This window comes from Chryseobacterium sp. A301 (assembly GCF_054489425.1).
This window is the reverse complement of record NZ_JBTMWY010000005.1, coordinates 1-12,204: the sequence shown is the minus strand read 5'-3', so window position 1 is coordinate 12,204 and position 12,204 is coordinate 1. Positions and strand designations below refer to the sequence as shown.

Annotated in this window: 12 protein-coding genes; 7 read left to right on the top strand and 5 right to left on the bottom strand. The window is 39.5% G+C overall.

Features of this window, described 5'->3' with window-relative positions; translation table 11 throughout:
- Nucleotides 1-49 precede the first annotated feature (49 nt).
- Entirely contained in the window at nucleotides 50-1,399 is a 1,350-nt protein-coding gene (locus ACX3PU_RS08680; RefSeq protein WP_459084625.1) for a S8 family serine peptidase, read from the top strand.
- A 548-nt stretch (nucleotides 1,400-1,947) separates the two neighbouring features.
- Here ACX3PU_RS08680 and ACX3PU_RS08675 read toward each other — a convergent pair.
- The 5 genes from ACX3PU_RS08675 to ACX3PU_RS08655 all read right to left on the bottom strand — a co-directional run bounded on the left by ACX3PU_RS08675 (nucleotide 1,948) and on the right by ACX3PU_RS08655 (nucleotide 6,507).
- Nucleotides 1,948-2,940 carry a DUF3810 domain-containing protein gene (locus ACX3PU_RS08675; protein WP_459084624.1) on the bottom strand — a complete coding sequence of 331 codons (993 nt, stop codon included), beginning with the start codon at nucleotides 2,938-2,940 and terminating at the stop codon, nucleotides 1,948-1,950.
- A gap of 69 nt (nucleotides 2,941-3,009) precedes the next feature.
- The gene (locus tag ACX3PU_RS08670) at nucleotides 3,010-3,963 is read right to left on the bottom strand and encodes an ROK family protein (RefSeq protein ID WP_459084623.1); all 954 of its coding nucleotides are present in this window, start codon (nucleotides 3,961-3,963) and stop codon (nucleotides 3,010-3,012) included.
- A 2-nt stretch (nucleotides 3,964-3,965) separates the two neighbouring features.
- Nucleotides 3,966-5,249: an MFS transporter gene (locus ACX3PU_RS08665; protein ID WP_459084622.1), complete on the bottom strand. Its 1,284-nt coding sequence runs from the start codon at nucleotides 5,247-5,249 to the stop codon at nucleotides 3,966-3,968.
- 46 nt (nucleotides 5,250-5,295) lie between these two features.
- Nucleotides 5,296-6,021 carry a lysophospholipid acyltransferase family protein gene (locus tag ACX3PU_RS08660; protein WP_459084621.1) on the bottom strand — a complete coding sequence of 242 codons (726 nt, stop codon included), beginning with the start codon at nucleotides 6,019-6,021 and terminating at the stop codon, nucleotides 5,296-5,298.
- A 24-nt stretch (nucleotides 6,022-6,045) separates the two neighbouring features.
- Nucleotides 6,046-6,507, bottom strand: coding sequence for a GtrA family protein (locus ACX3PU_RS08655; protein WP_459084620.1), 462 nt, complete (start codon nucleotides 6,505-6,507; stop codon nucleotides 6,046-6,048).
- Nucleotides 6,508-6,724: 217 nt separating this feature from the next.
- Between ACX3PU_RS08655 and ACX3PU_RS08650 the strand changes: the two genes are divergently transcribed.
- The 6 genes from ACX3PU_RS08650 (at nucleotide 6,725) to ACX3PU_RS08625 (ending at nucleotide 11,667) form a co-directional block, all read left to right on the top strand.
- Nucleotides 6,725-6,973 (top strand): hypothetical protein, encoded by a 249-nt coding sequence (locus ACX3PU_RS08650; protein WP_459084619.1) that lies wholly within the window; start codon nucleotides 6,725-6,727, stop codon nucleotides 6,971-6,973.
- A 53-nt stretch (nucleotides 6,974-7,026) separates the two neighbouring features.
- The gene (locus ACX3PU_RS08645) at nucleotides 7,027-7,887 is read left to right on the top strand and encodes a BadF/BadG/BcrA/BcrD ATPase family protein (RefSeq protein WP_459084618.1); all 861 of its coding nucleotides are present in this window, start codon (nucleotides 7,027-7,029) and stop codon (nucleotides 7,885-7,887) included.
- A 31-nt stretch (nucleotides 7,888-7,918) separates the two neighbouring features.
- A complete protein-coding gene (locus tag ACX3PU_RS08640; RefSeq protein ID WP_459084617.1) occupies nucleotides 7,919-10,219 on the top strand; it encodes an NADP-dependent malic enzyme in 2,301 nt (766 codons plus the stop codon).
- A 9-nt stretch (nucleotides 10,220-10,228) separates the two neighbouring features.
- Complete coding sequence (gene ruvA, locus ACX3PU_RS08635) at nucleotides 10,229-10,813, top strand: Holliday junction branch migration protein RuvA (protein ID WP_459084616.1); 585 nt, start codon at nucleotides 10,229-10,231, stop codon at nucleotides 10,811-10,813.
- A gap of 115 nt (nucleotides 10,814-10,928) precedes the next feature.
- Entirely contained in the window at nucleotides 10,929-11,306 is a 378-nt protein-coding gene (gcvH, locus tag ACX3PU_RS08630; RefSeq protein ID WP_459084615.1) for a glycine cleavage system protein GcvH, read from the top strand.
- Nucleotides 11,307-11,331: 25 nt separating this feature from the next.
- Nucleotides 11,332-11,667: a VanZ family protein gene (locus tag ACX3PU_RS08625; protein ID WP_459084614.1), complete on the top strand. Its 336-nt coding sequence runs from the start codon at nucleotides 11,332-11,334 to the stop codon at nucleotides 11,665-11,667.
- The last annotated feature ends 537 nt before the right edge of the window (nucleotides 11,668-12,204 follow it).

The following is a 12,204-nucleotide window of genomic DNA, read 5'->3' as shown; positions in this document are numbered from 1 at the left end:
ATTTAAAGTGCTACTATTGCATACACAAACCTCAAAATAATTTAATGATATGAAAAACAAAGCATCACTTTTAATGCTCTCCACTGCTCTGCTAGTGGGCTGTACAACTGAACGTGAGGAGCAAAATCCTATGCCTTTGGATGCATCATCCAGCGCCAAAGTTCTGGACGCACCGACAGGAAACGTTGTTGATAATTCAAGTCGCCCAATTGCGGGACAGTACATTGTCGTGCTTCATGATGGAGTACTTAACAAAAGTGGAATTTCCTTTGCGAAATCGAAAAATGAAAAACGAGCCAATTACCTTCAAAAAACGGGAGAACTCACCGCTAGTATGAAGAAAAGTAATGGGCTGAAATTAGGAATTGACAACGGTAAAATCACCACGTCATTCGGTTACGCACTCGAAGGTTTTGTTGCAAAAAACTTAACTGATGCTGAAGTTCAATCCTTAAGAAATGACCCACGTGTAAAAAGCGTTGAGCAAGATTATCTAATTGCCCTTGGAAAGCCAACTAAACCTGGAGGTGGCGAAACAACACCGACCGGTCAAGAAACGCCATGGGGGATTACCCGTATTGGAGGTTTCGGTGATGGCACCGGGAAAACGGCTTGGGTAATCGATTCTGGGATCGATTTAGACCACCCAGATCTAAACGTGGACACAAATCGAAGCGTATCGTTCACTGGGGATAATGATCCGAACGACGGGAACGGTCACGGCACTCACGTGGCTGGAACCATCGCTGCACTAAATAACAATATTGGAGTCGTGGGTGTCGCCGCAGGGGCAAATGTCGTAGCTCTTAAGGTGCTTGGAAATGACGGAAGTGGAAGTTTCTCATGGACGGTCCAAGCTTTGGATTTTGTAGCCGCAAGCGGATCGGCCGGTGATGTGATTAACATGAGCTTAGGGCCAAATTCACGGTACACTGATAATGCGGTGGACAATGCTACCGTAAATGTAGCTTCAAAAGGAATTAAAGTTGCAATCGCTGCCGGGAACAGCTATGACGACGCCAACTACTATTCTCCAGCCAGAGCCACACACGCCAACATTTACACAATTTCAGCCAGCACGCCGAACGATTACTGGGCTTACTTCTCAAACTACGGTACAGTAGTAGATTACGCAGCACCGGGGTACAACATCAAATCCACTTGGTTAAACGGCAGCTACAATACCATTAGTGGGACTTCGATGGCCTCTCCTCACGCTGCAGGAATGCTTTTATTAGGCACACCAAAAGCAGGAGGTGCGGTTAAATCAGCCTATTGGGAATATACCAAAAAAGGAGGAGGGACCTTAACGGGTAACTATTCTGGAACGAATACATATTCTCTATCAATTTACCGAGGGGACCAAGACGGTAAAATAGATCAAATCATGGTACGATAACATTCATATTAATTCTAGAGAAGGGAGATGGCTTTAGGCCATCTCCCTTTATTTATAATCTACGAAGGCAATTGTTTCAATATTACAACGTGGAATCTTGAATTTGAAGAGTCCATCACTGCAATTAACAGGCAGCTTGAATATTTGAACTTTTGGTTTTAGCCAATATATATACCGTATAGATCCTCTGCGAAATGGACTACTAAACTAAATTCTTCAGAATTGTAAAATCGTTTTTGATCCGATTGGGTTGTTAATCCCAAATCTCCTTTTCTGTATTGGCTTAAAGTAATTCACTAAGTTGTTCTAAAAGTGACATTTAATAATAATTCTACTGTCAAATACACTGGAGGATGCTTATTGAACAGGCGTCATAGAGCGGAACTCAGTGCAATATGGAATTTCTAAAATAATTTATTAAAATATTGTAAACTGAAAATATTTTATTATCTTTACCTCGCTTTTGAAGGCTAGTCTAGAGAAAGCAATAAATTTTTTTTCATCATTTGTGTTTTTAGAATCGTATCGTAAGGTACGATTCTTTTGTTTTAGGGCTCTAGGCTCCTGTACTTCACTAGGAGATTTAGGAAGTAACTGTAGGTGATTCGTCCTTCTTGCTGGTTTGATTTTAGAAATAGATCGTTGGTCCATTGAAAGAAATCATCCGAGATTCCTTCGTGTTCAACATTGAATTTATTAGCCGCATCGGCGTCTCTTCGCATACCCTCAGAATACATTTTGATTTTTTCTTCAACAAATTTAGGATCGTGGGAAGAAAGACTCCAAAGCAGATTGCGTAGCACGAAATAATTAGTGCTGTATTTTAAATCCAAATTTTTTGAATCACGCCCTAGTAGGTAACCAACGAAATTTGCTTCTTGCTCACGGGCGTAGCCTAGTTGGTGTGCACTTTCATGCGCAAGAGTAAAGGGAATCGTGGTGTTCGGAAGTTTGGCGTTGTACTGCGCTTCCGCTGTAAAAGGATTGTAATAACCAAGGATACCGGTATAACTCATTAGTGAACCAAATAAGCTTGGCTTGAAAAGGAGAACATTAGTAGGATCTTTGGGGGGTAAGAAGGCAGGAAGAACTCTTTGTTTGCTTAGAATTTCAATTTGGATGGAGTGGAGGTTGGTTATTTTAAAAACGCCTGAGCTATCTTCACTTACTTGATTTCGTAGATCCACGCATTTTTCTAAGTACTCGTTTGCCAACTGTTTTAATTCGGTCACGGTGGGCTCAGAAAGTTCACTATCACTATAGATAGGCTTTTGAAAATAAAGTTGTCCCCAAAAGATCTGGTAAATTAAATAGAGGCAATTCAGTAAGAGTAATAGCCGAGAAAAGGTTTGGATCCTTGATTCTTTCGAAAAGAGCTTACTTATTAGATAGAATAGATAAATTCCTAGCAATATATAAAGGACATCTCCTAAGGAAAAGGGAAAGACATTGAAGAGCCGCTGGTGACCTTCTTTTTGCCATTCGAAAAGTTCGTGCACTACGCCATTTGCCCAACTAACCTGAGATAAGGTATAGAACAAAAGAAATTGGGCTAGTAAAGTACTGGCCCAAATTCGTATTGATCTATATTTTGCTTTGGTCTGCATTGCTTACCACACGAGAGCACTTGCCCCCAAAATGGCGGCGTCTGCTTCATTTAAATTGCTTAATTCAATTCGTACTTTGTTTTTAAATACTTGCAGTAAATTGTCTTCCATTGCCTGTTTAGTAGGTTGAAGTAGCAGGTCTCCCGCTTTGGTTAGTCCTCCGAAAAGAACAATGACTTCCGGTGCTGAAAACAAAATAAAAGTAGCTAAAGCTTCTCCCAGAATGGTTCCAGTGAAATGGAATACTTCATTTGCGAGTTCATCTCCTTGCTCTGCACATTTAAAAACGGCCTCGCTCGTAAGATCGTCCATCGAGTAGCTTCTTAAAATGCTAGGCTTTTCGGGATGATCTTGTAGCATTTGAATGGTTGTATCTCTTACACCAGTGGCAGAAGCGTACGCTTCGAGAGAGCCTCGGAGTCCTGTGCCTTTGTGAAGTCTGCCGTTGTTTCGGACAATTACGTGTCCCAGTTCTCCGGCAAATCCATTATGACCCAAAACGATTTTCCCATCAATCACGATCCCACTACCGACACCTGTGCCAAGGGTTATAGAAATAAAGTTCTTACATCCTTTGGTAGCTCCGTATTGCATTTCTCCAACGGCTGCTGCGTTGGCATCGTTTGTCATTTTTGTGCTAAGTCCAAATTTAGCTTTTAGGAGTTCCGCCATGGGAATAATGCCTTTCCATTTTAGATTGGCGGCATATTCGATGGTACCTGCATAATAATTTGCATTAGGAGCTCCCATGCCGATACCGACAAAGTTATCGACGCCTCCATGCTTCTCAATCATAGGTTCAAGTTTTGAGGCTAAATCCTCAATGAACCCATCCACACTTTCACGGGCGTTGGTCTTGATTCGATCTTGCACCAAGATTTTTCCTTTGCGATCTACAATACCAAATTTGGTATTGGTTCCTCCCACATCGATTCCAATTGCGTATTGTGCTTTCATACTTAGTTTGCTTTAACCACAGTGTTAATTTCGGTGTTCACGTTTTTAGATCCCACAAGAGCATAGAATAAGATGTATCCCAGTGCAATTACGGCGAGCCAGTAGCTGGATGGAAAGCTCCCTGTGGTGTCTACAAGATATCCTTGCACGTAAGGCAGTACTCCACCTCCAAAAACCATCATCATAAAGAGACCGGAACCTTTTGCGGTGTATTTCCCAAGACCTTTGGTTGCAAGGTTGAAAATGCCTGGCCACATAACGGAAAGAAATAGACCGCAAAGTATTATTAGTAAGATGCTCACTGGAACTTCAGTCATTACGAACGACCCTGTTGCGCTTGAAAAAGCAGGAAGTAGGGCTTTGGTTTCTGTGCCTAGGAAGATTGATAGTGTTAAAAAGCTAATGGCCAGTAAGGAAACTGTGGTTAGCATTTGCTTACTGGAAAATATTTTTCCTAATGCTCCTCCAATTAATCGACCAACAAGCATTAATAGCCAGTAGGTCCCAACGATAGAGCCAGCTACACCTGCGTCAAAATTAAGGCCATTAATTAAGTAGTTTAAGGTTGTATTTGAGATAGAAACTTCCACTCCCACATATAGGAAAATCGCTAGCATTCCAAGAATGAAGTGACGGAAGGAGAGTGGACTATGTGAATCTTTTTCTTTGTTCCCTTCCACAATGTGAGGCTCTGGAATTCGTACAGCGCTTAAAACCACAAATACAAGCAAGAAAATCCCCATGGAAAGGTAAAGCAGTGGATTGGCATCGGCGATTTTTGGAGACACGACATTTCCTAAAACGATTCCTCCTAGCATAGGAGCAAGCGTTCCACCCAGAGAGTTGGTAGCACCACCAAAATTCAAACGCTGATTTGCGCCTTCTTCAGATCCTAAAACGGAAAGCATAGGGTTCACTACAGCATTTAATAGACACATCGAAAATCCGGAAATAAATGCACCAAATAAATACAAGTAAAAATTTTCTGCAGTTCCTGCTAAGAAAAGGATGAGAACTCCTGTGAATCCAATTCCTAATGCCGTCATTGCTGTTTTTTTATAGCCGAAACGTTCAAGCATAGTTCCTGCGGGAACCCCCATAAATAGATAGGCCAAGAAGACCATGGCATTGGCCAGCTGAGATTGTGCGTTGCTAAGTGTGAATTGTCCTTTCAAAATTTCAGCCATTGGGTTTTGCAAACCGGTAACGAAGGAAATGATGAAAAATAACAAGAACATCATAATTATAGGCAATGTATAATTAGGACGGGTAGTGTTTGAGTTCATAGTATTCTTTTTAATTAATTGAAACAAATATAATTAAATATTTGTCTTATTTGGAGGCCAACAAGGTTTTTTTTATCTCACTATGAGACATTAATTTGAGTTCAGATACCGAATGGTTCGGATTTAGAATTTCGTTTCTTACAATATGGATTTTCCCGGGGTACCCTTTGTTCCAGGCAAACGGAAAATGATCTCCTAGTTTTAAGAAGGTATAGACCACAATGGGAAACTTATGTTTCGTGGAAAGAACAAAGGCTCCATCTTTAAACGTGTCAAGAATCACATTAGGGTCCTCAGAGACGCCCCCTTCAGGAAAGATAACAATGTTCTGTCCATGGTTCATTTTTTGAGCTGCTTTTTGAAAGACGGCAGCTCTACTTCTTGGTGAATTTCGATCCACCAGGATACAGATGCGCTTATAGATGATGCTAAATAGTGGAATTTTGGCAAGTTCCGCTTTGCCTATAAAACAAACAGGGTGCTTGGGGTGCAAAATAACCATCAGCAAAACATCCATAATAGAGGTGTGGTTGGAAATGAAAATATAGTGCTCCTTGTCACTAAGCTTCTGCTGCGTTTTCGATATGAGCTTGTAAGAAAACCCCATTCCATAAAATACAATGTGGCACCAAAGTCTAATAAACTTGTAAGCATATTTAAAATGAGACTCCCTAAGGGAAAGTAAAAGAACCGGAATCCCAAGAATCAAAATGAACAGGAAAGAAAGGAAGATAAACCAAAGTCTCCATAGGACATTTGCGATTGTTTTCATTTAGTAAAATTTAAATAGGACTCTTTAACCCTTAAATACAATCCTTTTCTTAACGGAGTAATTTAGAATGGAAACCAAAATGATTGCAGATATTTTGCTGAGCATTTCCGCACTAAAGGTAAAGAAACCCAAATTAAACGATTCGTTTTGATAAATGAAATTGTAAAACAGCTGGAACACAAGTAAACTCAGGAGCATGGTAAGGACTGAAATGGCCATGAAGTACAAAAACTCACGAGATTTCGAATGCTTTCCTCTTGTAAATACGAACCAGATACTGAAGAAATAATTAGAGACAATCCCAAGGGTGGTAGAAAAAAGATTACTGAGAGGATAACTGATTCCATTAAAATTAGTTTCCTGCACAAACACTTTGGGTAGCTCCACACTAAAAAGTTTAAAAGAGCTGATTTCAATTAAGGCGCTTAGTGCACCTGCTACCATGAAAAACACAATTTGTTTATGCGATAGAATGAATTGCTTCATAGAGATATTTGTAATGTGCCAAATTTAAAACAAATGTTAAAGAAAGATAAATTTAACACAAAATATTTTTCCTATTCAAAATTAAATATATCTTTATTCTATAATTGAGATATCCTATTTTGCTAAAAACAAGTGGGTTATCCTTGAATTTAAAGCTCTATAAAGGGATCTATACCTTTTAAATAGACCTTGTTTTAACCCTTCAATCGGCATTATCATGAACAATACACCGTCGTACAGAAAATTTAAGCCGCAACAAAAGCGCATCGAAGAGTTAGAAAAATCTTCCCCTCGTTTTAAGCGTATTTATTCCGAGTTCCAAATTATGTCTGAAGAACTGTGGAATTTAGAGACTGCCGAAGGTCCAAGTGTTCCCGATGATTTTGTAAATGCTGTGAAGTTACAAACTTCCTATTTAGAAGATGAAATCGACGATTGGTTAATTGATCGAGCTTTGGAAGAGTAGGGCTACTTTCTTACAAATTTTTCCTAATTTAGCCTCTTGTAAATTTTTTAACTATGATTGTTATTGTTGACGGAGGTTCTACAAAATGCGATTGGGTACTTTTAGATGATAAAGGAGACCTTTTTGCCAAGACCGAAACGATCGGTTTCAATCCTAATATTATTGATTCTTCGCAGATTCCTCAGGAACTTTTAAACAATGAACTTCTCCATGAACATCGTTTTAGGGTTAAGCATTTGTTTTTCTATGGATCCGGCTGTGGCGTAGAACAAAACCGTCAAAAAGTGTCGGAGGCCTTTTCTACGGTCTTCACAAATTCGAAACTACATGTGAAGGAGGATTTAACGGCTGCTGCCTATGCTGCCTATAACGGTTCGCCTGCGATAGTTTGTATTTTAGGAACAGGATCAAATGCTTGTTATTTTGATGGAGAAATCATAAAAAGAGAGCTGCCCTCGCTTGGATTTTTGATCGGCGATGAAGGGAGTGGGTGTGCACTAGGAAAGATTTTAGTAAGAAATTACTTTATGAAAAAAATGCCAGAGGAACTGCGTAAAGAATTTCAAGCACAATACAATTTGGATATAGAATCTCTAATTGCAAATATGTATCATAGCCCTAGAGCGAATGCTTATCTTGCAGAGTTCAGTAAATTTATTGTGCCTAGGAAGAATCATCCCTATTTACAGCATTTGGTTTATGAGGAACTAAAAAACTATCTAGAGTATCAAGTGATCCCGTACGAGGAGAGCAAAACATCAGAAATTAATTTTATAGGATCCATTGCGTATTACTACGAAGATATTTTAAGAGCGGCCGCAGCAGATCTTCATTTAAATGTTGGAAAAATCGTACAAAAGCCCATCGAAAGTCTGGTAGATTACCATCGAGAATACATTCTACCTGAATTATAAAGAATACTTAATATTATATAAATACAGAAACATGCCAACCAATACACAGCGCGACGAAAAGAATTTTAATCAAGCAGCGCTCGATTACCATAAAGCAGAACCCAAAGGGAAAATAGAAGTGATTCCTTCTAAGCCCCATTCTTCAGCTCGTGATTTGTCTCTTGCCTACTCACCAGGGGTAGCTATCCCATGTCTAGAAATAGAAAAGAACCCGCAAACCGTTTATGATTACACAGGCAAAGGAAACCTTGTTGCTGTTATTTCCAATGGGACGGCAGTTCTTGGTCTAGGTGATATTGGAGCAGAGGCCTCCAAACCGGTGATGGAAGGGAAGGGTTTACTTTTTAAAATTTTCGCGGATATTAACGTGTTTGATATTGAGATTGATGAAAAGGATCCAGACAAGTTTATCGAAATTGTGAAAGGAATTGCTCCGACATTCGGAGGAATTAACCTAGAGGATATCAAAGCGCCTGAAGCTTTTTATATTGAACAACGTCTAAAGGAAGAATTAAATATTCCTTTAATGCACGACGACCAACACGGAACGGCTATTATTTCAGCTGCTGCACTTCTAAATGCATTAGAACTTGCAGAGAAATCCATTGAAACCGTGAAAATGGTAGTGAACGGTGCAGGTGCTGCGGCAATTGCTTGTTCGAAACTCTATGTGGCTTTAGGTCTTAAGAAAGAAAACATTCTTATGTGCGACAGCAAAGGGGTGATAAATGAAAGGAGAGACAATTTAACACCAGAAAAACTAGATTTTGTGGCTAAGACAGATCGAAATACTCTGGAAGAAGCCTTGAACGGTGCCGATGTGTTTGTCGGACTTTCCAAAGGAAACGTAATGACACCGGAGATGTTATTGTCTATGGCAGAAAATCCTATTGTTTTTGGACTTGCAAATCCAACTCCTGAAATAGATTATAACCTTGCGATTGAGACAAGAAAGGATGTGATCATGGCGACGGGTCGTAGCGATTACCCTAATCAAGTTAACAATGTTCTTGGATTTCCCTATATATTTAGAGGGGCTCTCGATGTGCAATCGAGTTGTATCAACGAGGAGATGAAGCTGGCCGCCGTAAAAGCCATTGCAGATTTAGCAAAGGAATCGGTACCCGAAGCTGTTGTCTTAGCTTACAACTTGACCAATTTGCAGTTTGGGCGTGAATATTTCATTCCGAAGCCTTTTGACAACCGTCTTATAACCAAAGTTTCTGTGGCTGTAGCCAAAGCGGCGATGGAAAGTGGGGTAGCTGCAAAACCGATTGTGGACTTTGATGAGTACGAAAATAGATTGTTAGACCGAATGGGTAGAGATGAGCGCCTAATTCGAATGATGCAGAATAGAGCCAGATCGAACCCGAAAAGAGTCACTTTAGGAAATGCAGAGGAATACAATGTACTTAAAGCAGCACAGATTCTATACGAAGAAGGAATTGCAAAACCGATACTTTTGGGTGATAAGAAATACATTTTAACTCAGATGGAAAAATTCGGCATTAATCTGGATTTACCAATTGTAGATCCATCGGATGCAGACCAAGAAGAAAACCGAAAAAGATACCGCGAGACCCTTTGGAAACTTCGTCAAAGAAAAGGTATGAATGAATACAAAGCAAAACGACTCGTTAGGCAACGTGATTATTTTGGTCCTTTAATGCTTACCCATGGAGATACCGATGCTTTAATTGTGGGCTTTTCTAAAAATTACTCCTCTAATATTAGACCTATACTTCAGGTGGTCGAAAAAGAAAGTGGTGTCAATAAGATTGCCTCTATGATGATGATTCTTACAGGAAAGAAAACCCCTATGTTTTTTGCAGACACGTCAATTACTCCGAATCCAAGTGCTGAAGATTTAGTGAATATTGCGAAAATGTCGGAAATAACAGTGAAGTCATTTGCGATCGAACCGCGTATTGCCATGCTTGCATATGAGAATTTCTCAGGCGTTTCTGAAACTTCGAAAAAAGTGGCTAAAGCAGTGAGCATTTTGCACGAAAAATTTCCTAAAATGATTGTGGACGGAGAGATCCAACCTGATTTCGCGATGAATGCAGACAATTTAGCAGATTATCCCTTCTCTAAACTCGGGACTACACCAGCCAATACTTTTGTTTTCCCTAATTTGGAGAGTGCGAACCTTTCTTATAAGATTATAAGAGGGATGAACAAAGCACAAGTCGTAGGCCCAATCTTGATGGGACTTAAACAACCGGTGCATGTGGTTCAGATGAGATCAAGTGTCGAGGAAATTGTAAACCTAGCAACCGTGGCTGTATTAGATGCGCAACGACGAGAAGAACAGAGCAAAACGAAATAAGAAAAGGAAATGATTTATTCGCTAAGAGGAAAAGTACAAGAACTCACCCCTACGTCCGTGGTTATGGAACTCTCAGGCGTGGGCTATTATGCTGGAGTAAGTCTTCAAACTTCCAAAGAATTGGCATTAGGAAAGGAGACCTTTCTATTCATTCAGCAAATTATTCGGGAAGATGCCAATCTCTTGTTCGGATTTCATACTCTACAGGAAAAGCAAATGTTCAATCATCTTATAAGCGTATCCGGTGTGGGACCTTCCTCCGCTATAATCATGCTTTCTTCGCTTTCTTTAGCTGAAGTTGCAGCTGCTATTCAATCAGGGAATAGTGCACAGCTGCAAAAGGTGAAAGGGATAGGGGTGAAAACAGCGCAGCGTATCATTGTTGATTTACGTGATAAAGTGGGCCACGTCGATCTGGAAAGTATAGAGGTTGGCAGTATTTCGTCAAGGGCAGCGAAAGATGAGGCATTGTCTGCACTAGAAGTTCTTGGAATTCCAAAAAGAACCTCAGAGAAAATTGCGGATAAGCTATTGAAACAAGAGCCTGAGATGGCGGTTGAGGATCTGGTAAAGCAAATCTTAAAGAGTCTTTAAGACGAAAATAAGTTTACGCCTTATTTGATTTTTTAGCATGCAAAATACATCACTATAATTTGTCGCATATAGATAATTAAAGTAAATTTGAAATCGATAATTAAATACTGGGAAAATGAATACACCATCAGAACTAAAGTACACAAAAGACCACGAGTGGGTTAAAATTGAAGGAAGCGTTGCGACCATCGGGATTACTGACTTCGCCCAAGGAGAACTTGGCGATATCGTATTCGTCGATGTGGATACCTTAGACGATGAACTTTCTGCAGGCGATGTGTTTGGAAGTGTGGAGGCAGTGAAGACTGTATCTGATCTTTTCTTACCTATGTCAGGAACCGTTTCAGAGTTTAACTCTCAATTAGAAGATCAACCTGAACTATTGAATTCTGACCCGTACGGGGACGGATGGATTATTAAGTTAACCATTGCAGACGATGTAGACAAATCTGAACTTCTAACTGCAGAAGAATACCAAGCTACACTTGGATAAGGTTTCAAAATTATTTAGTAAGATATTGCCCATTTATTGGGCATTTCTTACTTATATGCTTTTGCGTCCTGGGGTGGAGAACCCTGTCCAATGGTTTCTGTTCCCGGGAATAGACAAGGTGATTCATATGCTTGTCTTTTCTATGCTTGCTTTCTGTTTTCTTTGCGCCTTCCCAAAAATTAAATTCTTCACCTTTCTTCAGGTAATGATTCTATATGCTCTGCTCACAGAGATTTGGCAAGATGAGATGGGACTAGGGCGTTCACTTGAGTTTTATGATTTAGTCGCAGACTCTGTCGGGGTGTTACTAGGCGCTTTTGTTTTTCAAAAAGTAAAGTCAATTTCTTTTAGACTAAAATAGTCTAAGCTAGGAATGGCAATTTCATTTTAACTCTACTTCCATTTCTAATTAATGAAAGACGGCACACTATAATACTATACTATATAGTAAGCCTTCGCTACTTCTTCTAAACGTTTCTATTTTTTATATCCCTTTTCGTACAAAAGGAAATAAATTTCTCTAAACCTTTTGGTTCATTTTAAACTTTCTGCTTTCAAACCTGCACAAATACGAAGTAATTCTGTCTCAAATATGGGTTTAAAACACGCGTTTCACCTTTTGAATCTAGAAAAACATAGCGGTTTGACAGTCTGAAATACATTGTGGATAACTTCGTATAGGCAATAAAGAGTTGGTTGTCAGATCCTTTTAGAGGATGGTTCTCCACATCAAAAAATTGATGACGATTTTACTTGTTTGGCGTGGATTGTTTGACCTATCTTTGCAGTCACTTAACAGTGGAGCAGAAGTTATTTGAATGATGAAAAACAATCTAAAAATTTTATAAAATAAATTTGCAGATATGAAAATAACCCCTATCTTTGCAATCCGAAATCG

Bases quoted from the DNA above. Each gene is read 5' to 3' on its own strand.
- ACX3PU_RS08680 (WP_459084625.1), top strand. From the start codon at position 50: ATGAAAAACAAAGCATCACTTTTAATGCTCTCCACTGCTCTGCTAGTG.
- ACX3PU_RS08670 (WP_459084623.1), bottom strand. From the start codon at position 3,963: ATGAAAGCACAATACGCAATTGGAATCGATGTGGGAGGAACCAATACC.
- ACX3PU_RS08665 (WP_459084622.1), bottom strand. From the start codon at position 5,249: ATGAACTCAAACACTACCCGTCCTAATTATACATTGCCTATAATTATG.
- ACX3PU_RS08660 (WP_459084621.1), bottom strand. From the start codon at position 6,021: ATGAAAACAATCGCAAATGTCCTATGGAGACTTTGGTTTATCTTCCTT.
- ACX3PU_RS08655 (WP_459084620.1), bottom strand. From the start codon at position 6,507: ATGAAGCAATTCATTCTATCGCATAAACAAATTGTGTTTTTCATGGTA.
- ACX3PU_RS08650 (WP_459084619.1), top strand. From the start codon at position 6,725: ATGAACAATACACCGTCGTACAGAAAATTTAAGCCGCAACAAAAGCGC.
- ACX3PU_RS08645 (WP_459084618.1), top strand. From the start codon at position 7,027: ATGATTGTTATTGTTGACGGAGGTTCTACAAAATGCGATTGGGTACTT.
- ACX3PU_RS08640 (WP_459084617.1), top strand. From the start codon at position 7,919: ATGCCAACCAATACACAGCGCGACGAAAAGAATTTTAATCAAGCAGCG.
- ruvA (WP_459084616.1), top strand. From the start codon at position 10,229: ATGATTTATTCGCTAAGAGGAAAAGTACAAGAACTCACCCCTACGTCC.
- gcvH (WP_459084615.1), top strand. From the start codon at position 10,929: ATGAATACACCATCAGAACTAAAGTACACAAAAGACCACGAGTGGGTT.